Genomic DNA, 25,021 nt, shown 5'->3' on the forward strand with positions numbered 1-25,021 from the left:
AACTTCGCCCGAGCACGGTTCACTTCATGTGCGTCCACACCTTCAACATGCCCCCAGACAGGACTCACAGGCAGACGTAACGGAGTCCTACTAGCCGTCCCTTGGCCTCGTTGGACCACGCCCTGCAAACAGAGCACTCCCGGCTGGATCGCCTCAAGCGCGAGGACCGCGCGGTGCGCGCCGCCTTCGACCTGTCCTATCAGCACCTCGACCATGGCCACGCCCGCCTGTTCCGGCTGCTTCCGCTGAACCCCGGCCCTGACCTCTCCACCGAAGCAGCCGCCCGCCTAGCCGACACCGACCCTTCCCAAGCTGAAGGCAATCTGCAAGACCGGGCCCGCGCCCACCTGATCGAACCCGGACAAGTCTGGGGCCGTTGGCGGCTGCATGACCTAGTCCGCCTCTACGCCGACCAGCACGGAGCTACCTATGCCGGCACCGACCAGCGCGACAGCGCCCGGGCGCGGCTCTTCGCCTACTACCAGGACACGACCCAGGCAGCCGGCGCCTATCTTGAGTTCCTGCCCGTTCTCCCCTCATCCACCTTTCCGGACCGTGCCGCCGCCTTGGCCTGGCTCGAGGACGAACGCGGCAACCTAGTTGCCACCGCCACCGCAGCCCCGGCTCTAGGTCACCCCGAGACCAGTGTCGCGATTGCCTTCGGCCTCGCGTACTTCTTCGACTATCGCCGTTTGTTCGACGACTTGATGACGGTAACCACCACGGTCCTGGCCGTCTGCCGCGACCTTGGTGACCGCAGCAGCGAAGGCGCGGCACTGGGCAACCTCGGCCTCGCCTTGGACGGGGTGCGCCGGTTCGACGACGCCATCCATTCCCTTACCCAAGCCGTGGCAGCCTGCCGCGATCTTGGTGACCGCAGCAGCGAAGGCGCGGCACTGGGCAACCTCGAAGGCTCCCTGCTCCGGGTGCGCCGGTTCGGCGATGCCATTGACGTCTACACCCAAGCCCTGGCCATTTGCAGCGAGCTTGGCGACCACCACAGGGAAGCGGCAGCGCTGACCGGCCTCGGCGGCAGCCTGGCCCGGGTGCGCCGGTTCGACGACGCCATCGATGCGCACCCCCAGGCCGTTGCCGCCTACCGGGAGATCGGCGACCGCCACGGTGAGGGCACAGGGCTGAATAGTCTCGGCCTCGCCCTGCGGGAAGCGCGACGCTTCGACGAAGCGATCGACGTTCATACCGAGGCCGTTGCCGCCTACCGCGAAACCGGGGACCTCGAGGGCGAGGGCGCAGCGCTGAATAGCCTTGGCCTCGCCTTGCGGCAAATACACCACTTCGACGAAGCCGCCGACGCCTACGGTCTGGCAGCCACCGCCTTCCGTAGCCTCGGTGACCGCCACCGCGAAGGACAGGTGCTGGGTGCTTCGGCAACAACGCACAATGAGGGCTGGCTCTGGCAGCGGCGAGCAGAGCAACCTCCGTCTCTCTGATGCCCTCGTTGCGTCACTCTGGGTGTCCGGACATATCCGCGGCCTGTGCCAGGCGATGGTCAGCCGTTACGATCTCCGCTGACCACATACCGTGATGTGTGAGATGTGGCCCGTTATGTGTGATCGCTTGCACTTCAATAGCGCGAATGCTGGCGGGGCGCAATCTCCCCGCGAATGCGTCCACGGCCTGCATACGGAAAGTGACCGTGGTCGGGACAGTATCTGGCCTTGCCCGATCTGCGGCGTGGGGCTCCCGGAGCTTGTCCCGGAAGACCGGCCCACCACCGTGCTCGCTGGCGCACTTGGGTACGGCGGCCGCCAGAGCCGCGGTGTCCGCGGCATGGGTCAAGGCCCGGTGACTTCCAGGGTTCGCCCAACCAGCCGCCGTCGAAGCGGCAGCACCCCCCCGGTCGTCGACGAGGCAACAGCGGCTCGGCTGGGAACTCCCAGCTGAGCCGCTGCTTGCACTGCTCGCCGTACACGCCAGTGATCACGTGTTGCGACGATCCCTAGAAAGCGCCGAATCCACGATCCACACGTCGTCGCTCCATACGGAGGTGTCGGTGGCCAGCAGCCGGGTCACTTGCCGCAGCAGTTCGGCGGCCTTGTGCACGCGCTTGTTGTAGCCGGGCTGCTTGGGCAGGCAGGGGAAGAGATGCCGCAGGCGGGAGCGGGCGTAGCGAAGCCACTTGGCCTCGGAGGTGAAGCCCAGCATGGCCTGCATCATGGCGAGCGTGGCCAGCTCGGCATCGGTCGGTTGTGGAGCGATCCCGATGGCCGGACGCCAGGGCGCCAGATGCGGTGATGCTGCCTTCAGCAGGTCGTCGGTCTTCACATAGAGTGCGGTGGCGAGGGAGTCCAACTCTGTCTTCACACACCGATGTTGGACTCCCTCCTTCCAGGCGCGTGGGCGAGTCCGTGGAACAGACCAGCACTTGGAGATCGGTGACTCCTGCGGACTCAGGAGCCCACGGTCCCGTCGACACCCTCGCGCAGAAAGTCCGCGTGCCCGTTGTGGCGGCCGTACTCCAGGAGCACGTGCACCATCACCATCCGCAGCGATACTTCCTCGCCCCATCTCGGCTGATACCCGGCCCGGTCCAGGGACTCAGCCTCCCGCTCGATACGGCGCGAGGTCTCCACCTCTGCCTCCCAGGCTCCGAACGCCTCGTCCCTGGTCGACGCGCTCGCGTCGTACGCCGCCTGGAAGTCGATCTTGTCGGACCAGACCATGGGCACGTCGTTGTCCTCGAACACCCGATGGAACCAAGCACGCTCCACCTCCGCCATGTGCCGGACCAGACCGAGCAGCGAAAGCGTGGACGGCGGCATCGACTGCTGCCGCAGCTCCTCGTCGGTAAGCCCTTCGCACTTCATGGCAAGGGTCGCGCGGTGGTAGTCGAGGAAAGCCCGCAGCATGTCACGTTCACTTCCAAAACTGGGCGGTCCTATGCGATTGTCGACGGTCACGGGCTGCACCCCTCATCCATGCCTGCATTTCAGGGCCAGTATCTACTCCCGTCGACTGTCCCCAGACGAGGGCCGTCCCCGGATCCGACTGTCACCACGGAAGTCGCAGGTCACAGGGATCAGCATGGCTCATCGGTCACCCGCAGCCGCAGCCCTGGAATTGATCATCTAGACACACGAACGGCGCTGCACCGTCGGGTGCAGCGCCGTAGTGCCGGCCCAGCCGGGGGCGGCGTGGGAGGAATAGTCAAGACCTGCGGATTTACTGGCCCTAACAAAGCCTCTGGACGTGCCGGTGGGCGATCAGGCAGACGGCGAGTCCGAGGAAGGCTTCATGGAGGTCGTCGCGTCGTTCCCATCGGATCCGTAGGCGGCGGAAGCCGTGCAGCCAGGAGATCGTCCGCTCGACGACCCAGCGGAAGGTGCCCAGGCCGGTGCCGTGCGGTGTCCCCGCTGGGCGAACGCGGGCCGGATCCCGCGCTGCCGCAGGAGCCGACGGTACTTGTCGTGGTCGTAGCCGCGGTCTAGGCGTTGACTTCCGCCTCCAGGGCGGCAGCCAGCATCCGTCGTGCGCCCTCGCGGACGATCTCGTCGATCAGAGCCGTTCGGGGTGGAGCCATTGGCGTTGACTACGCTGAGCACGGGCGTGCCTTCCCGACCGACGTTCGCAGCGTCGGCCTACTCGGTGACCATCAATCGATCACTCGGGAAGGTACGCCCTCACGCGCCTCCCGAGCCCCGATCCACAATTGCTCACTGCCGGACGCTATTCCTCCCAGGCCCGACCTCTCATCGCACCCACTGCGCAGAGCCGAGGCAGGGACCTGTAGCACCGATTCGCCACGGCGGCACTCTCCGGTGCCACAGTCGACTTTGGCATGGCAGCTCCTGCAGGGCCGAGGCGCCGTCCGCCCTGGCGGCCTGACGTGGCCGGTTGGTGCTCTCCGATGGGGAGCACCAACTCTGCTGCCGGGGCATCAACTGCTCTGCCGGGTTGGGCAATTGCCGGAGATACGCGGGAACTCACGGCCGCCGCGCCCCGACTACTGCACCGAGAACCACGCAGAGGACCAGCAGCACATCCCGCACGCATAGGAGCCCGCATGTCGATCAACCGGCCGGCAGCCACCGCCCTGGCCGCAGCCATTTGCCTGCTCACCGCGGCATGCGGCTCCTCGTCGGGGGACAAGGCGAGCGCCGACACGGCCGAGGTTGCGGCCTCGAAGACGGGCTACCCGGTGACCCTGGACAACTGCGGGCAGAAGGAGACCTTCAAGAAGGCGCCCAGCCGGGTCGTCGTCATGAACGGCGCCTCGGTCGCGGAGGTCTCCACCCTCCTCGCGCTCGGACTCGGAGACAGGATCGTCGCCAACCAGCAGGGCTACGACATGTCCGAAGTACCCGGCCGGGCCGCCGCCATCAAGAAGCTGCCCACCGGGGACGTCAAGGTCAACGACGCCTACGACATCCCGCGCGAGGCGATGCTCGGCCTGCGCCCCGATCTCGTCCTGTCCGTCACCACGTACGGCTTCGACCAGAAGAACGGCTTCGCCACCCGCGAGCAACTGAAGCAGGTAGGAGCCAACAGCTACGTCTCCCCGCAGGGCTGCGACGACGACCCTTCAAAGATGACCGTCGCCGACAGCTATCGGCTGCTGCGCGACATGGGAAAGATCTTCAACGTCAGTGACCGGGCCGAGAAAGTGATCGCCGCCTCCGAGAAGAACATCGCGGCGGTCTCCGAAAAGGTCAAAGGGCAGAAGAAGCCCAAGGTCATGGTGCTCTTCTCCAACATGTCCATGGGCAGCAACGACTTCAGCTCGGTCCTCGCCAACGGCATCGTCAACGACATCCTGGCGAAGGCTGGCGGCGCCAACGCCTTTTCGAACACCACCAAGGCCACTTTCGCCGACCTGAGCAAGGAGAAGGTGGCCGCCACCGACGTCGACGCTGTCGTCGTCGTCAGCTACAACGACCCGAACCCGGCGGCTTACGCCAAGAAACTGCTCAAGGAGTTCCCCCAGTGGCCGGCCGCCAAGAACAACACGTACGTGACGCTGTCCGACTCGATGTACCTCGGCCCGAGCAACGACCTGGCGGTGGAGAAGGCCGCGAAGATGCTGCACCCCGACGCGCTCTGAGCAGGCTCAAGGTTCCGCTGGCGTTCACGGTCCTGCTCGTCGCGCTGATCGCCACCATGATTGTGGCGATCAGCATCGGCGCCGTCGGCGTCCCGGTCGGTGACGTGTGGGGGATCGTCCTGCACCACGTCACCGGGGCGGGGGCGGCGCCCTCCGACCCGGCGCTCGACCAGATCGTCTGGAACTTCCGCACTCCGCGCGTGGTGCTGGCGGCCCTGGTCGGCGCGGGCCTGGCGGTGTCCGGAGCGGTGCTCCAGACCGTGGTGTCCAACCCGCTCGCCGACCCCATCGTGCTGGGCTTCTCCTACGGTGCCACCCTCGGCGCCGTCCTCGTCATCTCCCTGGGCGGGGGCGCCGCGCTGGCCGGACTCGGGGTTTCGGCGGCTGCCTTCCTCGGCGCGGTCGCCGCCGGGGCGCTGGTGTTCGCGCTCGGGCAACGGAGCGGCCGGCTGGCGCCGACCCGGCTGGTGCTGGCGGGCGTCGCCGTCGGGTACGTCTTCCTCTCGGCCACCAGCTACGTGCAACTCCAGGCGACCCCGAACGAGTTGCGGACGGTGATGTTCTGGATGCTGGGCAGTGTCGCGGGCGCCCAGTGGGACCAGGTCCCCACGGTCGCCGTGGTCGTGCTCGTCACGACCACGCTCCTCGCCCTCTTCGGCCGGCGGCTCAACGTGCTGCTGGCCGGCGACGAGTCGGCCACCGCCCTCGGCGTCGACGTCAACCGGCTCAGGGCCGTTCTCCTCGTCCTCAGCGCGCTGCTCACCGGCACCGTCATCGCCGTCGCAGGCAGCATCGGCTTCGTCGGCCTGATGATCCCGCACCTGGTGCGCCTGACCACCGGCGCCGACCACCGCCGCCTGCTGCCCCTGACCGCCCTGCTGGGCGCCCTCTACCTGGTCCTCGTCGACCTGCTCTCCCGCACCCTCGACCGCCCCAACGAACTGCCGCTGGGCATCCTCACCGCCCTCCTCGGCGCCCCCTTCTTCCTCTGGCTGCTGCGCCGCAACAAGGGTCTGGACTGACCGCATGAAACTGACCGTCGACCAGCTCCACATCACTCTGGACCGCGCCCCGATCCTGCGCGACGTGAGCCTCGAAGCCCGCAAGGGAGACATCGTCGGCCTCGTCGGCCCCAACGGCAGCGGCAAGTCCACCCTGCTGCGCGCCGTCTACCGCTCACTGCGACCGGCGGACGGCGCCGTCCGGGTCGGCGAGGACGACGTCTGGGCACTGTCGGCCCGGGCCGCCGCCCGCCGTACCGCCGCCGTCCTCCAGGACGCGGGCGGCAACACCACCGGCCTGACCGTCACCGAGATCGTCGCCCTCGGCCGCGCCCCCCACCACGGCCTGCTGGGCCGCGACCGAACCGAGGACCACCAGGCGGTGACGGACGCCGTCGACCGCTGCGGCGTACGGCCCTTCGCGGACCGCGACTACGCCTCCCTGTCCGGCGGCGAACGCCAACGCGTGCTGCTGGCCCGTGCGTTGGCCCAGAACCCGCACCTCCTCGTCCTGGACGAACTCACCAACCACCTCGACATTCGTGCCCGGTTCGAACTCCTCGACCTCATCCGCGCCACCGGCATCACCACCCTCGCCGTCCTGCACGACCTCGACCTGGCCGCCCGCCTCTGCGACCACCTGGTCGTCCTGCACGAGGGAACCGTGGTAGCGGCGGGACCGGTCCTGGAGGTACTCACCCCGCAGATCCTTGCCGCCGTCTTCGGCGTCCGCGCCCGCACCGAACGGCACGCCGACGGCGTCGTCCGGATCACATACGCGGCCCATCCGCTCGTGGACGAGGACGCCCTGGAGGACGACAGCCGATCCGAGGGCGTGCGCCCGCGTCAGGCCCCGGACCCCGCGCGGGCGCCATCCGTGGGCACCGCCTCAATCAAGGAGAACAGCTGATGTCGCTGCGAGTTCAGATCCTCATGTACGACGGGGTCGAGGAGCAGGATGCCATCGGACCGCGTGACGTGTTCGGGCACGCCGTGCAGGCGGGCGGTCAGGTGGAGACGACACTGGTGCGACCGTCGGCTCCCGGCGAGGTGACATGCTTCTTCGGCACCAGGATCGTGGTGCCGACTGCCTGGGATCCCACCGATGCCGATGTCCTGATCGTGCCGGGCGGCGGCGATCAGCTGATCAAGGATCCAGAGGTCCATCGGGACCTCGTGCGGGCACAGCAGGCAGGAGTCACCGTCGCCGGTGTCTGCACCGGGGTCCTGGTGCTGTCCGCGGCGGGCTTGACCAACGGCCGTCCGTGCACGACACACCACCTGGGCAAGGCCGATCTGGCCGCCCAGGGAGGCAGGGTGATTGACGCACGAGTCGTCGACGACGGGAATCTGGTGACCGCGGGCGGTGTCACCAGCGGAATCGATCTGGCGCTCTGGCTGATCACCCGCGAGTGCGGAGCATCCGTCGCCCTCGGCGTCGAGGCCATCATGGAATACGAGCAGCGGGGAGCCGTCTGGCGAAGCTCCTGATCACCGGACCTGCCGGGTCGCGTCTGAGCGGGCAGCCCTACACGCTGCCCGCGGACGCTGTCGAATGGATCGAGGCCCTCGCCGCTCTGAGGCAGGAGGCACTGACCAACCCGAGGGTCTACACCTTCCGGGAGCAGATCGCCCAGGCCTGCGAAAGGACTGCGAAAGCGCTGCGGACCGACCGAGACAGCGGAGCCCACTGAGCAGTGAGGCCGGGTCGAACTGCCATCTCCCGGCGATCCGGAGAGCGTTGACACTGGCCGGCCCGACCGGAGCCGCTTCCCGCCTGACGGGCACCTGAGAAGAAAGTTCGGCCGCTACTCCCGCCCGGCGGGACGCAACGCGGATCGGGCTTTTCTTGCAGCTCAGGGCCGTGTGGCGTGTCGGCATGACGATGGATATCGCGCTGATCACCGCCGGGCAGATGTACCGCTACCACTTGCGTCAGACCGTCGTCGGCGATGGTCGGCGCCCGGCGCGCACGCCGCTCGCCAAGGCTCAGGAGGAGGCCGGCGTCCCGGTCGGCCGATGGATGGGCCGCGGGCTCGCGGCCCTCGGCCTGGCCGCGGGGGACGTCGTCACCGAGGCGCAGCTTCGCAACTTGTTCGGGGAGAGAGGCCGGCACCCGCACGCCGATCTGATCGAGGCCGACCTGCTGGCTGCGGGCAAGGCGCCGAAGGCCGCGTGGAAGGCCGGCGCCCTCGGCCGCCGGGTGAAGGTCACGGGCTTCGACCGGGTCTTCCGTCCGCAGCTGACGATCTACCTGCTCTGGGCGCTGGGTGATGACGAGACCCGGCGGGTGATCGAGGCCGCGCACGAGCGGGCGATCGAGAGGGTGTTGGAGTGGATCGAGGACCAGATGGCGGTGATCCGCTTCGGCAAGGACGGCGTCTACCAGGTCCGGCCGCCCGGCGGGCTGGTCGCCGCCCGCTTCCGCCGCTATGAGGCCCGGTCGGGAATGCCGCTGCTCCATGACCATCTGTGGCTGTCGGTGAAGGGGCAGCGTCTGGACGGGAAGTGGGGATCGGTCGATTCGGAGGTCCTGTTCGAGAACACCGTCGCCGCGTCCGCGCTCTACAACGAGATCGTGATGACTGAGGTGTGTGAGGCGCTGGGGCTGGCCTCCGAGCCGCGCACCGTCACCGCCGGGCCCCGCCCGGTGATGGAGATCGCCGGGGTGCCGCACGAGCTGATCCGCTGGACCTCACGGCGCAGCGACCAGATAGCCGCCTGCCGGGCCGACCTGGAGCACGAGTACGTCACCGCCGTCGATGCCCAGGATGTCGAACGCCGAAGCGCGCGAGTTCGTAAGATCCTGGATGCCTCTGAGCGGAAACCCGAGCGTTTCACGGCGCGCAACTGCCTGCGGGGCGGATGTTCGGGCAGGCGCCGCTCGCAGAGCGCGCATGACTTGAGGCCCGCCGAAGAGGTCTCCCTGGCTCCCTGACGAGACGGTCAAACGCACTCGGCACACGACGAACCGGCATCAAGGCGGACACGATGATGTGAGGCGTATGGGCTGGGCTTCTTTCGTCGGCCGTCCGTAAACCGTGAAGCGGGGTACCAGCGGCGGTGCGTCAGAGGTGATCGCCGAGCAGGACGCGGCGTACATGGTGGAGGTGGTCGCGCATGGCGTCGCGGGCGGCCTGTGGATCTCGTTCGCGGACGGCGGCGACGATCTGCTCGTGTTCGGTGCAGTAGCAGCGGTGGCGTTCGGGGTTGAAGCTGCGGCGCTTGAGTCCGCCCCATATGGGCTGGCGACGGGCGTTGACGAGCAGGGAGCTGACGCTGATCAGGACTGCGTTGTGGGTGGCCATGGCGAAGCTGTGGTGCAGGGCGGTGTCCCAGCGTTCGAACTCTTCCGAGCTGGATGCCTGCTCGCCGCCGCGCAGGCAGCGTTCCATCTCCGCGAGGTCCGCCCCCGTGGCGGAGCCGACTGCGAGCGGCATCAGCTCCGGTTCCAGGACCAGGCGTGAGGCCATGATCTCCGCAGGGCTGGGCTGGTGGGCGGAGCCGTCAGCCAGTGCGGTCTCGTCCGGGGCGATGAAGGTGCCGCGGCCGACGTGACGCAGCACGATGCCGCGGGATTCGAGGTCCTGTAGGGCGGCGCGGACCGCGGCGCGGCCGACTCCGGTGGCTGCTGCCAGGTCCCGTTCGGTGGGCAGGCGGTCGCCGGGCTTGAGGCCGCCGGTGTTGATGATCTCTTCCACGTGCTTGAGCACGGTGGCGGCTGGGCCGACAGCGTCCATCACTCACCCCTCCCTGAACCAATCCGAACCAATGTTAGCACCACAATCGATCAATGTGCGAGAAACCGAGTATTGACCTGCCGGAAACGCGAACCTAGTCTCACCGATAAGAACCGATTCCTCATATTGGTTCCTATTGGTCTAGGAGGTGCGGTGCGCTTCGCAAGGATTCACACCAGGGACGGCGTGCGGATGTGCGCGGTCGACGAACAGGGAGCGGGCCGTGAGGTGCGCTTCGCCGACACCGGCGTACCCGTGGGTGATCTGCAGCAGATCATCGATGCGGGCCCGGAAGCTGCAGGGCGTCTGGAGATAGGCGGTACGGCCGTCGACGGACGGTTGCTGGCTCCCCACGTCCCGGCGCGCAACATCTTCTGCGTGGGACGCAACTACTCCGAGCATGCGGCGGAGTTCGCCAAGAGCGGTTTCGACGCGACCGGCTCCGCGGACGGGCAGCACGTGCCGGAGTACCCGGTCGTCTTCACCAAGCCGGCGGCGTCCGTGATCGCCTCGGGTGACGTGGTCGACCCGCACACCGACATCACCTCCGCGCTCGACTACGAGGGCGAGATCGGGGTCATCATCGGGCGGCGCGCCTCTAAGGTGAGCCGGGACGAGGCGATGGAATACGTGTGGGGTTACACCCTCATCAACGACGTCACCGCCCGTGACCTGCAGCGGGACCACAAGCAGTGGTTCATCGGCAAGTCCCTGGACACCTTCTGCCCGATGGGGCCGTGGGCCGTGACCGCCGACGAGATCGACATCCGTGATCTGCAGTTGCAGACCCGCGTCAACGGCGAGCTGCGCCAGGACACCAACACCTCCCAGCTGATCTTCGACGTGGCGGCCATCATCGAGGCCCTGTCGGCCGGCATCACGCTGGAACCCGGAGACGTCATCGCCACCGGTACCCCCGTCGGCGTCGGCATCGGCTTCGACCCGCCCAAGTACCTCACCACCGGGGACCAGGTCGTCGTCTCCGCCCCGGGACTGGGCGAGCTGACCAACATCATCGGTCCCGCGGCCGGCCGCGACCACCTGCGGCCCGCCGCCGGTGCCGAGCTGTTCGTCGAGAAGACCGGGCAGGGCTCGCCCGTGGTCCTCATCCACGGCCTCGGCGGTGCCACCACCGTCTACGACCCGCAGGTCGCCGCCCTGGCCGAGCACCACACCGTGCTGCGCTACGACCTGTCCGGCCACGGCCGCTCACCCCGCAACGGCACACCCAGCATCACCGGCTGGGTCGAAGAACTCACCGCCCTGCTGGACGCCGAGGGCATCGGGGAGACCGCCGTGGTCGCCCACTCCATGGGCACCCTGGTCGCTTCCACCTTCGCCGCCGCCCATCCCGGCCGGGTCACCAAGCTCGCGCTGCTCGGGCCGGTCCGCGCCCAGGCCCCACAGGCCAAGGACGCCACACGGGCCCGCGCCCGCACCGTACGCGAGGGCGGCATGTCCGCGGTGGCCGACACCATCGTCTCGGTCGCCACCTCCGAGCAGACCCGCACCGAGCGTCCCCTGGCCGCCGCCCTGGTCCGGGAACTGCTGCTCGGCCAGGACCCCGACGGCTACGCCGCCGCCTGCGAGGCCCTCGCCTCAGCCGAGGAGCCGGACTTCGCCGGCATCAAGGCCCCGGTACTGCTGCTCACCGGCAGCGACGACAAGACCAGCCCGCCGGCCGTCAACGACGACATCTTCGCCCTGCTGCCCAAGGCCCGCCTGCACATCATCGAGGGCATCGGTCACTGGCACACCCTGGAAGCACCCGGAGACGTCACCCGCCACCTGCGGGAATTCCTCACCCAGTCCTGACCCGCTCCGCCCTGAAAGGATGGTGACGACGATGTCACCGAGCACCTCCACCCTGTTCACCAACGTCCGGGTCTTCGACTCCAGCGGCCGCGAGCCCTTCCACGGCGAGGTCCTGGTCACCGGAGAACGCATCGCCGAGGTCCGCCGCGGCAGCGGCGACCTGCCCCGCGACGGCGTCCGCGTGGTCGACGGCCGCGGACAGTTCCTCATGTCCGGCCTGTGCGACGCGCACACCCACTTCAGCTGGATCAACTCCGCGGTCCTGCCCGGCCTGGGGACCCTGGGGGTGGAGGAGCACACCCTGCTGTCCGCTCGCTCCGCGCTGACCTACCTCAACGCCGGGTACACCATGTGCGTGGGCGCGGCCTCCGCCAAGGCCCGCCTGGACGTCGTCATCCGCAACGCCATCAACGACGGACTCCTCGTCGGCCCGCGCTACCTGGCCAACTGCCAGGAGATCGCCGTCACCGGCGGCGCCCTCGTGGACGGCATCACCGCGTTCGCCGACGGCCCCGAGGAGATGCGCAAGCAGGTCCGCCGCAACGTCGCCTACGGCGCCGACCTGGTCAAGCTGAGCATGTCCGGCGAAGAGATCACCGGCAACCAGCACGCCGAGGACAACTACTTCTCCGACGAAGAGGTCCTCGCCGTCACCACCGAAGCCCACCGCCGCGGCCTGCGTGTGTGTACGCACGCCCGCTCCGCGGAGAGCGTGAAAATGTCCCTGCGCAACAACGTCGACATCATCTACCACGCCAGCTTCATCGACGAACAGGGCCTCGACATGCTCGAAGCCAAGAAGGACGAGGTCTTCGTCGCCCCCGGCCTGAACTGGCTGGTGGCCACCCTCAACGACGCCGCCGGCTTCGGCTACCCGCCCGAGGCCGCCGAAGCGGCCGGCTACAAGCGCGAGCTCGAGTGCGCCATCGCGGGCCTCCAGGAGATGCGGCGGCGCGGCATCCGCGTCCTGCCCGGCGGCGACTACGGCTTCGCCTGGACCCCGCACGGCACCTACGCCCGCGACCTGCAGCACTTCGTCGAGCTCCTCGGCTACACCCCGATGCAGACGCTGCTGGCCGCGACCAAGCTCGGCGGGGAGATCATGCGGATGCCCGACGAACTCGGGCAGGTCAAGCCCGGCTTCTACGCCGACCTCATCCTCGTTGACGGCGACCCGCTCAAGGACATCACCGTCCTGCAGAACCGCGACAGGATCGTCGGCATCATGAAGGGCGGCGCCTTCCACAAGGACCCCACCCACGGCGCGCCCGGAGACGCCCCCGCCCCGGCCGATCAGCCCGTCGTTGTCACGGCCTGATCCCCGACAACCTGGTGCCCCCGGTTCCTGTCCCACCTGGGGGCACCAGCACGTCCGCAACTGCACACACGAGGGGGGCGATCACAGCAGCCGGCATTGCGGCCGGAGCCCTCAACGCGGTGGTCGGCTCGGGAACGCTCATCACCTTCCCCACCCTGCTCGCCTTCGGATACCCGCCCATCCTGGCCAACGTGTCCAACAACCTCGGCCTCGTCCCAGGCGGCCTGAGCGCCGCCTATGGCTACCGCCGCGAGCTCAAGGGCCAGCGGCGCCACCTGGTCCGCCTCGGTCTCGCCTCAGCCACCGGCGGACTGGTGGGGGCGCAGTTGCTGCTGAGGCTGCCGGGCCCACGCCTTCGAGTCGGCCGTACCGCTGCTCATCCTGGCCGCCTGCGTACTGATCCTTTTGCAGCCCCGCCTCAACCGCCGACTGCGTGAACAGCCCTCCGGCCGCGAGAACGGCGGCCCGGCGATGTGGCTGGGCGTAGCGGCGACCGGCATCTACGGAGGCTATTTCGGCGCGGCCCAAGGCCTCCTGCTCGTGGGCCTGCTCGGCGGCTTCCTGCACGACAGCCTGCAGCGGATCAACGCCGCCAAGAACGTGCTCGCAGCCATCGTCAATGGCGTCGCCGCCCTCGTGTTCCTGGCGGCAACCGACGTCGACTGGACCGCTGCCGCACTCATCGCCGTCGGCTCGACACTGGGCGGCCTGCCCGGCGTCGTCTGCGCGACCTGCTCGTCGGTGAGTTGCCTACGCGTCACACCCACCGTCCTACCGGACCCGCCCCCGTACCGAATCGGAACCGGAAGAGTGATCACAACTTCACACAGGCCCTAGTGGAGGTCATCTGGGAGAGGAAGACGGGCAGATCACAGCACGGTCGTGGACGAGACCCAGTTCGAGGACGTGACCTCCCGGCTTGCCAGCGCGAGTGCTGTCGGCGTCGTATCCATGTACGCCGGTGAAGACCACCCGCTGTTCACCGCTGTGCTGCCCGACAGCGACGGTGTACTCCGCGCGCGCTGGCAGACCGACCCGAGACCCAGCGACCGGGGGTGGGCGTTCCTGAAGACCCTGCGCCGCGGCCAGGTCGTCACCGCCACGGTGACGACCTTCGCCAGCTTCGGCGTCACCTTCGTGGACATCGGTGGCTTCACCGCGGTGATCAACATTCCGGAGCTGTCCTGGCGTCCGATCAACCACCCGTCCGACGTCGTCAGTGTCGGCCAGGAGATCACAGCTGAGGTCCTCGACGTCGACATGGTCCGGGAGCGAGTGCCGCTGTCGCTTCGAGTCGAAGACCGAGAGGACGGCTTTGAGGGGCTCGTGCACACCGACGAGCTGGATCAATCGCCGCAGGACGTCATCGAGGTCGGCGACGCTCTCACCGTGAAGATCATGGATGTCGATCACGTACGGCGCCGCATTGCCCTGTCGCAGAGGCAGGCTGACCAATGACGACATGGATGCAGTGTTTCTGGGACGAGGAAGCCATCTGGTTCTACTTCGAGGTCGACGCCGGCGGCTGGGTAACCCGACAGGTCGAACTCCAGGATTCCGAGCTGACCCTGATCGCGGCTGCGTCCCTGGACGAATGGCAGCGTGCCCAGCAGGCAGGGAGTCTGGCCGAGTACGATACGAAAGGACGTTCGGGGTTACCGCTGGGATCCCGGTCTCGCAGCGGGAGGGGCACGAACCCGACCAGGACCGCGCAAGAATTCGAGGCGGTCTGGGATGCCCCCCGTCGTGCGATCAGAGCCCGCTAACCCGGTTGACCAGGAGCAGAACGCTGAGGCCCTGACAGCAGTACGTCAGATCGGCTACTGAGAGCTACTTGTCACTTCGTGGCAGCTTCGGGAGTGCAGGGCCGTTGAACGCACGGGCGCGCCTGAAGGAACTCGAACGACGCAACCACGAGTGGGAGACTCCCCGGACCGCCCCGTGGGCCTGCCGCAGCGTGATCTCCCGATCGTGATATACGCCGATTCGGCTAATCACGTAGCAATATAGACTTCGTCCTGGTTCGAGCATGAGAGCGATTTGGGGTACGGCGCAATGGCCGGTGGCACTGGGACGCACCTGGGCAATCTGCCTGCGGACCTGACCAGCACGGTGGGGCGACGCAGGGAGACGGCCGAAGTCCTGCGGCTGCTGTCGGAATCACGGCTGGTGACGGTGGTCGGGACCGGCGGGGTCGGTAAGAGCCGGCTCGCTCTGCACGCTGCTCGACATGTACAGGCGGCGCTTCCCGACGGTGCCTGGCTGGTGGAACTCGCCGACCTGACTGACGAGGATCTCCTCGCGCTGAAGATTTCCTCCATGCTGCCCATGACCATGCGCGCCGGAAACACCGCCGAGTTGGTCGACAGTATCGGCAACCGATCTTTGCTGCTCCTCCTCGACAATTGCGAACACATGATTGATGCCTGCGCGAAGCTGGCGCCCGACCTGCTGCGCGCCTGCCCGAATCTGCGCATACTCGCCACCAGTCGCGAGCCCCTGCGCATCGACGGGGAGAGCGTGTTTCCGGCCCCGCCGCTGTCCGTTCCGGAAGAGGGGCAGCACCGGTCGCAAACGGCCACCGACCGGTACGACGCCGTTTCTCTCTTCCTCAGCCGGGCCTCGGCGGCCGACCCCCAGTTCTCTCTCACCCCCGACAACCAGGAAACGGTTTTCGCCCTGTGCCGACGGCTGGACGGGCTCCCGCTGGCTCTTGAGCTTGCCGCAGCCCGGACGCGCAGCATGTCCGTCCTTGAGATCCTCACGCGGTTGGAGGACCGGTTCGGGGTCCTCACCTGCGGCAGCCGTACCGCCCCGCCACGGCATCGCACCCTGCTCGGGATGGTGGACCACAGCCATGAGCAGTGTTCTGAGGCCGCGCGCATGCTGTGGGCCCGGATGTCGGTGTTCGCGGGCGGCGCCGGACTGGCCGCCGTCGAGTGGGTGGGCGCGGGGGAGGAGCCGTTGCCCGGCGAGTTGCATGTGGCGCTGAACGAACTCGTCGAAAAATCGATTGTGAGCTTCGACGGCACGCGCTATCAGATGCTGGAAACGCTCCACCTGTACGGGCTCCACCGGCTGAGGGCAAGCGGTGAGGAAGACGCCGCACGAAGGGCGCACCGTGACTACTTCGCCGGCCTCGCGGCCCGGCTGGAAGCCGGTTGGTTCGGTGCCGACCAAGCCGCATTGCTGCGTGCCGTACTGACCGATCTGCCCAACATCCGGGTCGCCCTGCAGTTCTGTCTCACCGAGCCCGGCGAGGTCCGCGCCGGACTCGGCATGGCCGCCGACCTGTGGAGTGCCTGGTTCGTCGGCGGGCTTCACCACGAGGCGCGGCACTGGATCGACCGGCTACTGGCCGCCGCCCCCGAGCCCAGCCGGGAACGAGTGCGCGCTCTGTGGGTCAACGGCCACTTCGCCGTACTCGGCGGCACTGTCCCCGTCGGCCTGCTGATGCTGGACGAGTGCTATGACCTGGCCAAACGGCTCGACGACGATACCGCCATCGCTCACGTGACGTTCAGCCGTGGCATCGCCCACCTCTTCCAGGGGAGCGTCGAGGCCGCCGTCGCCTGCTTCGAGGAGGCGGTACGACTGGAACGCCAGGCCACCGGCTCCACCCCCCGCCTCGCCCACTTCCTGGTCATCTTGGGGATGGCCTGGTGCTACATCGGCCAGCCCGACCGTGCCGTGCCGGTCCTCGAGGAGGCCTGCGATCACTGCCGTGCCCACGGTGAGAAGTGGCTGCTGTCCTGGGCCGTCCTGCATCTGGGCCACGCCGCGCTCCTCCAGCACCGGCACGGAGATGCGATGGCCTTGCTGAGCGAGGCGCTCACGCGCAAATGCGACCTTGACGACCTGTTCGGGATCTGCATCGCCCTGGAATTCCTCGGCTTGGCCGAGGCGGATCGCGGCGACGCGGAACGCGCCACGCGGCTGATGGGCGCGGGCGACGCCCTCGGCGAGATGTTCAACATACCGGCCCGCTTCGAGGAGTGGCTCACCCGTCGCAACCAGTGCCTTGGGCAGGCCCGGGAGAGCCTCGGCGCAAGTGCCTTCAACAAGGCGTTGAAGGAAGGGCGCCGCTTCAGCAAGGATGGGGCCGTCGCCTACGCGCTCCGCAAGGAGCCCGTTCCCGTTCCGCTGACGGGAACCGAGGGCCGGCCCCTCAGCCCCCGCGAACGGGAAGTGGCACACCTGCTGACCAGCGGGAAGACCAACAAGGAGATCGCGGCCGAGCTCTTCATCACCCGACGCACCGTCGACACACATGTCGAAAACATCCTGAGCAAGCTCGGCTTTACCTCCCGAACTCAGGTCGCCGCCCTGTTCGGCAACCGCGAGGCATGACATCTGCTGGTGGTACAGCGGGAGCACGGCGTTGACCCGCTAACTGGCCCTAACAAAGTTTCTGGACGTGCCGGTGGGTGATCAGGCAGACGGCGAGTGCGAGGAAGGTCTCGTGGATGTCGTCGCGTCGTTCCCATCGGATCCGTAGGCGGCGGAATCCGTGCAGCCAGGAGATCGTCTGCTCGACGACCCAGCGGAAGGTGCCCAGGCCGGTGCCGTGCGGTTGTCCCCGCTGGGCGATCGCGGGCCGGATCCCGCGCTGCCGCAGGAGCCGACGGTACTTGTCGTGGTCGTAGCCGCGGTTCGCGAAGAGCATGGCGGGCCGCCGACGCGGCCGGCCGACGACTCCCGAAACCGCTGGAATCTTGTCCAGCAGCGGCAGCAGTTGGGTGACGTCGTTGCGGTTGCCGCCGGTCAGCGACACCGCGAGCGGGATGCCCTGCCCGTCGGTGAGCATCCTGCGACCGTTCTTGAGCCGGACCAGGACCTCGGCACCGGTGGCGGCGATGTCGGCCACCAGCTTCTTGCCGGCAAAGTTGCGGTCGGCCAGCAGGATCGTTCCAGGAGGCAGGCTGGGCAGCAGGCGGGGGCGTAGGTGGTCTCGGCCGAGGTGGTGGGGCCGAAGACCGCGTGGATGAGGGTACGGGTGCCGCAGGCGACCAGCATGGGCAGGCGGAGTTGCGGATATCCGGTCCCGCCGTGGTTGCCGCCTGCTTGGTGAACCCGGTCAGGACCGCGGGGGTGTCGGGCACGGTCAGGGTGGTGCCGTTGATCGCGATCACCAGCAGTCCGCACCAACGGGTTCCTGCGTCCCGCGGGGTGGCAGCCGGGCCACGCAGCAGGTCGAACAGCCACCGCAGCGGCTTCGCTCCGACGCGGCGGCGGGCTTGGGCCAGAGCACTCAGCCAAGACCCGCGATGACCCCCTTGCCCACCAGCAAGGGTCCGTTAAGGGCCCGTAACTGGCTGTTCTCTATCCGTTCGCGTGGTCGGTCTGATTCGAAGGGGTGCTGGATCGGGTGAGTTGGCCGATGCGGAGGCATGACAGAAGGGCCTCTTGGCAACTCGCGGTTGTCGAGTCCAGCAAGAAATAAGAGGCCCTTCTGTCGAGGCCCACATATAGCCAACGCCGGCCAGCCGCTGGTTCTTCACCCTGCGGGCCGCGACGGACACGCTCTTGCCGGAGGCCCGGGTGACCGGGGCGGAACCCGCGTATGCCTTCAGACCTCTGGCGTCGGCGAACCGAGTCCTGTCGTCGCCGATCTCGGCCAGAAGCCGAGCTCGGCTGAGCGGACCCAGCCCTGGGAAGCTGGTGACGATCTCGGCATCAGCGGGTGACTCGAACGCCTGCACGCAGCCTCGGCGAGATCATCAGCACTCGCCCACGCGGCTTCCAACTGCCGGAGCAGCGCGAGTGCCTGGCACGCCATCGCCTCCTCGACCAGGGGAAGACTGCGGATCTGCGAGATGCGAAGTGCGCTGTGTTGCGGGCCGCCCGGACGTTGTGCGCGACCGTCCGCGGGGTTGCGCCTGCCTCGATCGTCTGGTCCCCCTCATCGGCCACTGACCACATCAAATGCACCGTGCGGTCGCTTGATTGGGAGATCAGGCGACGGCAGGTCTGCGGGGCGGTCCGTGGAGTCTCCCAACTTCGCTGGGGCCGGTACCCGGTACGCCCTCAGTTGCTACCCGCGGATTGATGACCGCCCGTCCTTCCGGGCCCGGCAGGTGCGTCGGCGAGCGGGGACCACGAGGAGTGAGTGCCGGGGGTGGCCCGGTTGAGCCGCCAGGCCACGGGGGGGATCCGTACCCGGTCCGTAAAACCACCGATGGCGCCGCGCACACCCCTGCGGCGACTGTGGTGCCCAGCAAGAGCCCGCATGAATGCCTGAACTGGGACTACTGCAGCCATGAGGTGGCCGCCTTGGACCTGAGGAAGAATCCGCACCGCGTCGAGGCGGCCATCGGCCGGGTCCACGCGCGCAGGCTCGACCGTTCCCAGCAACTGGCGGTGCTGGCCGCGCGGAGCGGGCGGATGCCGGGCTCGGCGTCCGCGGGGGTGTGAATCCCGAGCGGGTCGCCACATGAACGGGGTCTGCCAGTTGTCTTCTGCGCGACATGGACGCCGCCGGGATCGAACTGGAGGACGTCGAGTTGCGCCGACCGACCCTGGACGACGTCTTCTTCCACTGACGAGCCGTCCGGCCGGAGTTCGTCAGCATGGAGAGGACGCGATTTGGTGACTCAGTACCCACTCATTGAGAACCCTATGGAAACGGCGAGCGACGATCAGGCCGTCGCAGTCCATCACCGCCGAGTCTCGCCCGCCATGCCGAGTCGGAAGAGGAAAGGCCCGAAGAGCTCATCGGTCGAATTCCTTTTCGACGTGCACCTGCTGACCAAGCGCCTGCTGATGCGCATGCCCGCCAGACAGACCAGCTCGTCTACGGCGTTGTCCAACCCGCCGTCTTCACCCTCATGCTGACCTACGTCCTCGGCAACGCGGTAAAGCTTCCCCCTGGTACTCGTTAAGACTGACTACGCCATCTCCGGTCATCCTGCCTGATGTCCAGGTGCGAGCCACCAGCCAGTGGGACCCTGCCGAGATGGTCATCGAGGACCACTTTGTCTACATCGATCCCATCATGCAGCCTGTGGAGGAATGGCCGCCCGGGGAACCCATCGACCGTAACCGTCCTCCCCTCTGACGCGCCTTTAGGCTGAGGGCCCCCGACGTTTCCGGGCGAGTAATCCATTGAGATCCCTGAGTGTATCGATGTTCTCGTGCGGTTGACGCCGACAGATATTGTCGACCTCTTTCAGCGGTAATCTCCAACTTTCCCGCCATGTCGCTCAGTCTGCTGTCGGCCACCGTAAACCCAGAAAACTAGGCACAGCTCGGCAAGTTTGGGGCATGACAAATTACCTGTCGAATTCCTGGGGACGTGGACCGCGACACTTGGCCGGGACATCGCGGCGACGAATCCCAAAATCTTTGCATAGGAGTGGATGAATGGATCCGACTTCAATCCCTCGCCCCACCAGGCGGCTGATCATCGAGTTGGAAGGGCTGCTGGGAGACCCGCTCGCCCCGTCCGGCCCTTTCTCGTTCGCCGAGATCGTCGCCCACGACGAGCGTGACGCGATACCGCCCGGAGCCGTCGAGACCCTGCACGGATGGGGGCTGATAAGCCGTCTCGTCCCGCAATCCGTGGGCGGCAGGTTGCTCAACGTGGAGTCGGCTCGGGCACTGATCCGCTCGGTGGCGCGCCGCAACCTGACGATGGTGGTGAAGTACGGCTCGACCTGGCTGGGTACCGGGCCGGTGTGGCTGTGGGGTACCCCCGAGCAGCGCAAACTCGTGGCCGAGGGCGTGCTGGCCGGTGACACAGTGTGCTTCGGCGTCTCCGAGGCGGACGCCGGCAGTGATGTGGCGGCCACCGCTACCACCGCCCGCCGGGACGGTGACCGCTACATCCTGGACGGTGAGAAGTGGCCGGTGGGCAACGCCACCGAGGGCCGCTTCATCACCGTACTGGCCCAAGGCCCCAGCGGGCCGCTGGTGCTGCTGGTGGACAAGGAGGACCTGCCGCCCGGCTGCTTTACGCCCAAGCCCACAGTGCGCACGCTCGGGCTACGCGGCCACGACCTGAGCGGTATCGCCTTCCACGGCACCCCCGTCCCCACCGACGCCGTCGTTGGCCGGCCAGGCCGCGGTACCCGCGACGTGCTCCGCTGTATGCAGGTCACTCGGACCGTCATCGGCGAGATGTGCGGGTCGGGATCCGGCTCGGGCTGTGACGCGGTCTGGACGAGCGGTCGCGCATGCCCGTCGCGCCGAGCTTCCGGTAGCGGTCCGCCCATCGCTGGGCCGTTGTGGGCGAGACCTGGAAGCGTTCGGCGGCTCGGCGCGGGGTCCAGCCGTCCTCGACCACGCAGCGGGCCAGACGCAGACGGCCGGTCTCGGTCAGGGGTGCATTACGGTGGGGCACGAGGGCCTTTCTGTTGGTGTAGACGTCGCAATCCACACCGAACCGGAAGGCCCTCACCTATTCAAGATCCCTCAGCGGAGATCTGGCTTACCCGTCCACAACCTCCCGGGACAGAACACCTAGGTTTCCTACTGCGCCCGGACAAGCGGATCGCCGCTGGTCAGGGCTACCGGCGGATACAGGGGGCCCGTGTGGACGGCGGCATGTGCCGACTGAGAGCATGCGCGCCATGAACGCCGACACTCCCTCCGTTTCCGGCACCCCCACCCGTGGGTTCGTTGCCGAACTCCGGGACGCCATCAGCTTCCGCGCCTTCGGGCTCGTCCTGGGCGGCCTGCTGATCCAACTTGCCTTCACCCTCTCCTACCTGGGCGCGTTCCACTCGCCCGCCCCACACCGCCTGCCGGTGGCGGTGGTGGCCCCGCAGCAGGCCTCGGCGCAGATCGTGGCCAAGCTCAACGCGCTCGACGGCGACCCAGTGAAGGCGACCCCCACCGCGAGCGAGTCCGCCGCTCGGCAGCGGCTCATGGACCGGAGCGCGGATGCCGCCTTCCTGTTCAACGCGGCCGGCACCAAGGACACCCTGCTCGTCGCCTCCGCAGGCGGCCCCTCGGTGTCACAGACCGCCACCCTGCTCGCGCAGAAGATCGAGGCCGCGCAGAAGCGGCAGGTCACGATCACCGACATCAAGGCCCCCAACACCGGTGACGGGCGCGGCATGACGTCCTTCTACCTAGTCCTCGGCTGGGTGGTCGGCGGCTACCTGACCGCGACGATCATGAACATGTCCTCGGGGTCGCGGCCGGCCAACCGGCACCGGATCACGATCAGGCTCGCGGTGCTGGCCCTGTACGCCCTCGTGTCGGGGATCGCCGGTGCGGTGATCGTGGGCCCGGTGTTCGACGCGCTGAGCGGTCACTTCTGGGCGCTGACCGGGATCGGCACACTGGTGGTGTTCGCGTCGGCAGCGACCTCGCTCGCCCTGCAGACACTGCTGGGCATGCTCGGTACTGGACTGACCGTCCTGCTCTTCGTGGTGTTGGGCAACCCCAGCTCGGGCGGGGTTTATCCGTCGGTGCTGCTGCCGGCCTTCTGGCGCGCGATCGGCCAGGCACTGCCGCCCGGCGCGGGCACCACGCTGGTCCGCAACACCGTGTACTTCGACGCCCACGCCACCGCGACCGCCTGGTGGGTGCTCGGCGCCTACGCGGTCGGCGGTGCCGCGGTCGCGTTGGTCGCCGCCGGTTTGCGGGAGCGGCGCAAGGCGGCGCCCGCCGAGGCCGCGGAGCCGGACGACAGCGGGCTGGCCCTGGCACCCTCCGCAGGCTGACGTCCGCGCCGGGCCGCCGCCCGCAGGCTGGCCGGACCTCGAGCAGGGTGTGACGCAGGGCCAGACAGGCGGACTTCACCTCCCACCGCCCGTGATACAGGTGTACGAGTCGGAAGGCCGGGTCGGTGCGGTGGTCGGTGAGCGTGGTCAGCAGCCGGTAGGTGTCGCCGATCCGGCTGCCGTCTGCGGTGCGCGCGCGGACGGCAGCCTCGATGACTCGCAGGTCCCGGTTTGCCGATGCGGGTCAGGTACGAGACGTCGGGCAGCAGCGTCAGCACTGGAAAACGCCGGCTGGTCGAGCGGGTTGCGCCGGAAGTCGAACTCGTCGGGGCGCTCCCACTTGCGCTCGTCGCGGTTCGCCGAGCCGATGAGCGTCCACACCCTGGCACCTTGAGCGGTGTGCGTGTCGCGTGACGCGATCCGGCTGAACCCGCGCAGGGGGCTCTCGAATTCACCTCGACCGACCCGGCGGCGGTGGTGACCTTCCGCGGCTGGTGGTAGCCGTTGCGCACGACCAAGCGGCGACCGGACTCGTCGCGCTCCTCGGCCACCTCGGCTATGTAGGTGTTGACTTCCGCCTCCAGGGCGGCAGCCGGCATCCGCCTCGCACCCTCGCGGACGATCTCGTCGATCAGGGAGCCGTTCAGGGTGGACCCATCGGCATTGACTATGCTCAGCACGGGCGTGCCTTCCCGACCCGCGGTGCAACGCGGGCCTACTCGGTGACCTTCTGTCGATCACTCGGGAAGGTACGCCCTCCGCGCGCCTCCCGAGCCTCGATCCACAGGTACTGAGCATTGCTCGACCGCGCCGGATGTTGGTGCCTCGATCTCAGTGGCTGACATGCGTTGCCTCACCTCCACGACCGCGGCGCACCGCCGCAAGAACCTGCATGTCGAACTCTCTTCGGTCGATGGCCTGTCCTGAACCCTGTTGTCTGTTCGTCGAAGAGCGGCGTCAGGACGCGGCGGCTGGCCGTTCGCGGTGTCAGACCGAGGCATGCGCTTGGTCTGGGACATGTGCGCCACGCGCCAACGCTCAGCGGTCGCCTCCCACACGCGTTAAGCGCGTCCGTCTTGGCCTCGATCGATGTCGGCTCCTCGCGCCGGGCCCGCAGGGTGAGCCGGTGGGCGACGACCTGGCGGAGGCGATCGTTCTCGGGCCCGTTGCTGGCCAGAATCGTGCCGCGCATCAGCATGGCGGCGGAGGCATGAGGGTAAGGCGGGGCGGTGGACATGGAGCCCCGGACATCGTCGGCAGGGTCGGGAAGTCAGCCGTTGCTTCAGGTGCGCACAGGCCAGCCAGTGCCGTGGTGACGCGAAGGGCAGTGAGGCTCTGGGCGCGGGATGCAGGCATGGATGACCTATATGTGAATGATTGTTCACGCGAAGCTTGAGGGAAAGCTCACATGGAATCCGCAGCTCGTCAAGAGTCGTACACATGCTTCTCTGGGGCGGCGAGCCGGGGGTCAGCGGCCGTCCGGGGTGCCGAGAAGGTAGGAGATAGCCGCGGTCTGGAGGTGACTGCGCAGCTCGTTCCAGGGTAGGGGGCGGTCGGACTCGAGGAACTCGCCCTGGGTGACCCGGTGCGCGATCGCGGCGTAGGTCAGACGGAAGGCGAAGTCCAGCGCGGCCGCGGGATCCGGATGCGCGATGGGGACGTGCCGCAGCGCTTCGGCGAAGTTGCGGTTGCCCTCTACGCTGACGCGCGAGCCCTCGGACCGTACCGCTTCGTTCCGAGTGCCGAGCAGCAGGAAGACACGGAGCAGGCCCTCGTGTGCCTGGAAGGAGTCGGTGAGCGCGCCGACTGCCTCGGCGATCGCCACGGCCGGATCGCGCAGGAGGCGCAGCCGATCCACGGACATGCGCTCCGTGATCTCAGCCTGGAGGTTCTCGGTGAAGGCGCGCTGGATGGCCAGCAGGAGTCCTTCCTTGTCGCCGAATCGTCGGTAGATGCTGCCGACCGCCATGCCGGCCCGCTCGGCGACCGCGGCCACGGTCAGCGAGTCCACCCCGCCCTCTTCGAGCAGTGCGTACCCGGCCCGCAGGAGGTCCTGCTGTGAACGGCGACTGCCTTCTCGGAGGGCGGCAGGCCTGCGGGTGGGGGACTCGGTCATCTGTGCAGTTTATCGACCAAGCTCTTGACGTCCATGTTGCCGTTGTGTGAATCTCTCTTCACGCCAAGTGTGAATCTGAATTCACACAAAGCTGCGGCGTGTACCGAACGGGCGGGCCGCACCCTTCTCCCTTCCCACCACGACCCCTCGCAATGGCGCGGGGCTGTCTCTGGAGGTGTCCGATGGCTCCGCACTATGACATTGCCGTCGTCGGCTACGGACCGACCGGCCTCGCCGCAGCGTCCCTGCTCGGCCGGCTCGGCCACCGGGTGGTGGTCTGCGAACGCTGGCCCGGTCT

At 68.0% G+C, this 25,021-nt stretch carries 17 protein-coding genes and 9 pseudogenes; 17 read left to right on the forward strand and 9 right to left on the reverse strand.

Features of this window, described 5'->3' with window-relative positions; all coding sequences use genetic code 11:
* The first annotated feature begins 110 nt into the window (after nucleotides 1-110).
* A complete protein-coding gene (locus ACZ5SK_RS47045; RefSeq protein ID WP_361710526.1) occupies nucleotides 111-1,451 on the forward strand; it encodes a tetratricopeptide repeat protein in 1,341 nt (446 codons plus the stop codon).
* A gap of 520 nt (nucleotides 1,452-1,971) precedes the next feature.
* Here ACZ5SK_RS47045 and ACZ5SK_RS47050 read toward each other — a convergent pair.
* The 3 genes and pseudogenes from ACZ5SK_RS47050 to ACZ5SK_RS47060 form a co-directional block, all read right to left on the reverse strand.
* Nucleotides 1,972-2,325, reverse strand: a pseudogene (locus ACZ5SK_RS47050) (IS982 family transposase); the annotation flags it as partial.
* Between the two features lie 86 nt (nucleotides 2,326-2,411).
* On the reverse strand, nucleotides 2,412-2,921 hold the full coding sequence (locus tag ACZ5SK_RS47055) for a DinB family protein (RefSeq protein ID WP_334573700.1): 510 nt from the start codon (nucleotides 2,919-2,921) through the stop codon (nucleotides 2,412-2,414).
* Nucleotides 2,922-3,192: 271 nt separating this feature from the next.
* Nucleotides 3,193-3,446: pseudogene (locus ACZ5SK_RS47060) on the reverse strand (transposase); the annotation flags it as partial.
* Nucleotides 3,447-4,024: 578 nt separating this feature from the next.
* Between ACZ5SK_RS47060 and ACZ5SK_RS47065 the strand changes: the two are divergent.
* The 5 genes from ACZ5SK_RS47065 (at nucleotide 4,025) to mobF (ending at nucleotide 9,001) form a co-directional block, all read left to right on the forward strand.
* On the forward strand, nucleotides 4,025-5,062 hold the full coding sequence (locus tag ACZ5SK_RS47065) for an ABC transporter substrate-binding protein (RefSeq protein WP_361710726.1): 1,038 nt from the start codon (nucleotides 4,025-4,027) through the stop codon (nucleotides 5,060-5,062).
* A 56-nt stretch (nucleotides 5,063-5,118) separates the two neighbouring features.
* Complete coding sequence (locus ACZ5SK_RS47070) at nucleotides 5,119-6,084, forward strand: FecCD family ABC transporter permease (RefSeq protein ID WP_361710725.1); 966 nt, start codon at nucleotides 5,119-5,121, stop codon at nucleotides 6,082-6,084.
* Between the two features lie 4 nt (nucleotides 6,085-6,088).
* Complete coding sequence (locus ACZ5SK_RS47075; RefSeq protein ID WP_334573695.1) at nucleotides 6,089-6,973, forward strand: ABC transporter ATP-binding protein; 885 nt, start codon at nucleotides 6,089-6,091, stop codon at nucleotides 6,971-6,973.
* Nucleotides 6,973-7,554, forward strand: coding sequence for a DJ-1/PfpI family protein (locus ACZ5SK_RS47080; RefSeq protein WP_334573693.1), 582 nt, complete (start codon nucleotides 6,973-6,975; stop codon nucleotides 7,552-7,554). Before ACZ5SK_RS47075 ends, ACZ5SK_RS47080 begins: the two co-directional genes overlap by 1 nt.
* Nucleotides 7,555-7,942: 388 nt before the next feature.
* On the forward strand, nucleotides 7,943-9,001 hold the full coding sequence (mobF, locus tag ACZ5SK_RS47085) for a MobF family relaxase (protein ID WP_361710723.1): 1,059 nt from the start codon (nucleotides 7,943-7,945) through the stop codon (nucleotides 8,999-9,001).
* A 130-nt stretch (nucleotides 9,002-9,131) separates the two neighbouring features.
* Here mobF and ACZ5SK_RS47090 read toward each other — a convergent pair whose 3' ends face one another.
* Nucleotides 9,132-9,803, reverse strand: a complete 672-nt coding sequence (locus ACZ5SK_RS47090) for a FadR/GntR family transcriptional regulator (RefSeq protein ID WP_361710721.1) — start codon at nucleotides 9,801-9,803, stop codon at nucleotides 9,132-9,134.
* Nucleotides 9,804-9,956: 153 nt separating this feature from the next.
* On the opposite strand from ACZ5SK_RS47090, the gene ACZ5SK_RS47095 reads away from it, so the two are divergent.
* From ACZ5SK_RS47095 to ACZ5SK_RS47120, 6 genes and pseudogenes are all read left to right on the forward strand, one after another.
* A complete protein-coding gene (locus tag ACZ5SK_RS47095; RefSeq protein WP_361710720.1) occupies nucleotides 9,957-11,618 on the forward strand; it encodes a bifunctional fumarylacetoacetate hydrolase/alpha/beta hydrolase family protein in 1,662 nt (553 codons plus the stop codon).
* Nucleotides 11,619-11,649: 31 nt separating this feature from the next.
* Nucleotides 11,650-12,936: a metal-dependent hydrolase family protein gene (locus ACZ5SK_RS47100; protein WP_468578001.1), complete on the forward strand. Its 1,287-nt coding sequence runs from the start codon at nucleotides 11,650-11,652 to the stop codon at nucleotides 12,934-12,936.
* Nucleotides 12,937-13,016: 80 nt separating this feature from the next.
* Nucleotides 13,017-13,773 (forward strand): annotated as a pseudogene (locus ACZ5SK_RS47105) (sulfite exporter TauE/SafE family protein).
* A 45-nt stretch (nucleotides 13,774-13,818) separates the two neighbouring features.
* The gene (locus ACZ5SK_RS47110; protein ID WP_361710788.1) at nucleotides 13,819-14,394 is read left to right on the forward strand and encodes a S1 RNA-binding domain-containing protein; all 576 of its coding nucleotides are present in this window, start codon (nucleotides 13,819-13,821) and stop codon (nucleotides 14,392-14,394) included.
* Nucleotides 14,391-14,702, forward strand: a pseudogene (locus ACZ5SK_RS47115) (hypothetical protein). The gene ACZ5SK_RS47110 and the pseudogene ACZ5SK_RS47115 overlap by 4 nt, the downstream one beginning before the upstream one ends.
* 289 nt (nucleotides 14,703-14,991) lie before the next feature.
* Nucleotides 14,992-17,286, forward strand: a complete 2,295-nt coding sequence (locus ACZ5SK_RS47120; protein WP_361710787.1) for a LuxR C-terminal-related transcriptional regulator — start codon at nucleotides 14,992-14,994, stop codon at nucleotides 17,284-17,286.
* 49 nt (nucleotides 17,287-17,335) lie between these two features.
* On the opposite strand, the pseudogene ACZ5SK_RS47125 reads toward ACZ5SK_RS47120, so the two are convergent.
* Both ACZ5SK_RS47125 and ACZ5SK_RS47130 read right to left on the reverse strand, forming a co-directional pair.
* Nucleotides 17,336-17,743, reverse strand: a pseudogene (locus ACZ5SK_RS47125) (IS5 family transposase); the annotation flags it as partial.
* 652 nt (nucleotides 17,744-18,395) lie between these two features.
* Nucleotides 18,396-18,757, reverse strand: a pseudogene (locus ACZ5SK_RS47130) (transposase); the annotation flags it as partial.
* A gap of 452 nt (nucleotides 18,758-19,209) precedes the next feature.
* Between ACZ5SK_RS47130 and ACZ5SK_RS47135 the strand changes: the two are divergent.
* The 3 genes and pseudogenes from ACZ5SK_RS47135 to ACZ5SK_RS47145 all read left to right on the forward strand — a co-directional run.
* Complete coding sequence (locus ACZ5SK_RS47135) at nucleotides 19,210-19,350, forward strand: hypothetical protein (protein ID WP_334573682.1); 141 nt, start codon at nucleotides 19,210-19,212, stop codon at nucleotides 19,348-19,350.
* Between the two features lie 541 nt (nucleotides 19,351-19,891).
* Nucleotides 19,892-19,993 carry a hypothetical protein gene (locus ACZ5SK_RS47140; RefSeq protein WP_443041174.1) on the forward strand — a complete coding sequence of 34 codons (102 nt, stop codon included), beginning with the start codon at nucleotides 19,892-19,894 and terminating at the stop codon, nucleotides 19,991-19,993.
* 575 nt (nucleotides 19,994-20,568) lie between these two features.
* Nucleotides 20,569-20,943, forward strand: a pseudogene (locus ACZ5SK_RS47145) (acyl-CoA dehydrogenase family protein); the annotation flags it as partial.
* Nucleotides 20,944-21,046: 103 nt separating this feature from the next.
* Here ACZ5SK_RS47145 and ACZ5SK_RS47150 read toward each other — a convergent pair.
* Nucleotides 21,047-21,277: pseudogene (locus ACZ5SK_RS47150) on the reverse strand (leucine zipper domain-containing protein); the annotation flags it as partial.
* A 229-nt stretch (nucleotides 21,278-21,506) separates the two neighbouring features.
* Here ACZ5SK_RS47150 and ACZ5SK_RS47155 point away from each other — a divergent pair.
* On the forward strand, nucleotides 21,507-22,607 hold the full coding sequence (locus tag ACZ5SK_RS47155) for an ABC transporter permease (RefSeq protein ID WP_361710805.1): 1,101 nt from the start codon (nucleotides 21,507-21,509) through the stop codon (nucleotides 22,605-22,607).
* A 446-nt stretch (nucleotides 22,608-23,053) separates the two neighbouring features.
* On the opposite strand, the pseudogene ACZ5SK_RS47160 reads toward ACZ5SK_RS47155, so the two are convergent.
* Nucleotides 23,054-23,287, reverse strand: a pseudogene (locus ACZ5SK_RS47160) (IS256 family transposase); the annotation flags it as partial.
* 788 nt (nucleotides 23,288-24,075) lie between these two features.
* The gene (locus ACZ5SK_RS47165) at nucleotides 24,076-24,723 is read right to left on the reverse strand and encodes a TetR/AcrR family transcriptional regulator (protein ID WP_334573679.1); all 648 of its coding nucleotides are present in this window, start codon (nucleotides 24,721-24,723) and stop codon (nucleotides 24,076-24,078) included.
* A gap of 182 nt (nucleotides 24,724-24,905) precedes the next feature.
* On the opposite strand from ACZ5SK_RS47165, the gene ACZ5SK_RS47170 reads away from it, so the two are divergent.
* On the forward strand, nucleotides 24,906-25,021 hold a 116-nt coding region (locus ACZ5SK_RS47170), incomplete at its 3' end, for an FAD-dependent monooxygenase (protein ID WP_468578004.1).

This window comes from Streptomyces sp. NPDC031474 (genome assembly GCF_055581185.1).

Coding starts and splice junctions, on each gene's coding strand:
- ACZ5SK_RS47080 (WP_334573693.1), top strand. CDS start 6,973: ATGTCGCTGCGAGTTCAGATCCTCATGTACGACGGGGTCGAGGAGCAG.
- ACZ5SK_RS47165 (WP_334573679.1), bottom strand. CDS start 24,723: ATGACCGAGTCCCCCACCCGCAGGCCTGCCGCCCTCCGAGAAGGCAGT.
- ACZ5SK_RS47120 (WP_361710787.1), top strand. CDS start 14,992: ATGGCCGGTGGCACTGGGACGCACCTGGGCAATCTGCCTGCGGACCTG.
- ACZ5SK_RS47065 (WP_361710726.1), top strand. CDS start 4,025: ATGTCGATCAACCGGCCGGCAGCCACCGCCCTGGCCGCAGCCATTTGC.
- ACZ5SK_RS47155 (WP_361710805.1), top strand. CDS start 21,507: ATGAACGCCGACACTCCCTCCGTTTCCGGCACCCCCACCCGTGGGTTC.
- ACZ5SK_RS47070 (WP_361710725.1), top strand. CDS start 5,119: ATGATTGTGGCGATCAGCATCGGCGCCGTCGGCGTCCCGGTCGGTGAC.
- ACZ5SK_RS47140 (WP_443041174.1), top strand. CDS start 19,892: ATGGTCATCGAGGACCACTTTGTCTACATCGATCCCATCATGCAGCCT.
- ACZ5SK_RS47075 (WP_334573695.1), top strand. CDS start 6,089: ATGAAACTGACCGTCGACCAGCTCCACATCACTCTGGACCGCGCCCCG.
- ACZ5SK_RS47100 (WP_468578001.1), top strand. CDS start 11,650: ATGTCACCGAGCACCTCCACCCTGTTCACCAACGTCCGGGTCTTCGAC.
- ACZ5SK_RS47090 (WP_361710721.1), bottom strand. CDS start 9,803: ATGGACGCTGTCGGCCCAGCCGCCACCGTGCTCAAGCACGTGGAAGAG.
- mobF (WP_361710723.1), top strand. CDS start 7,943: ATGACGATGGATATCGCGCTGATCACCGCCGGGCAGATGTACCGCTAC.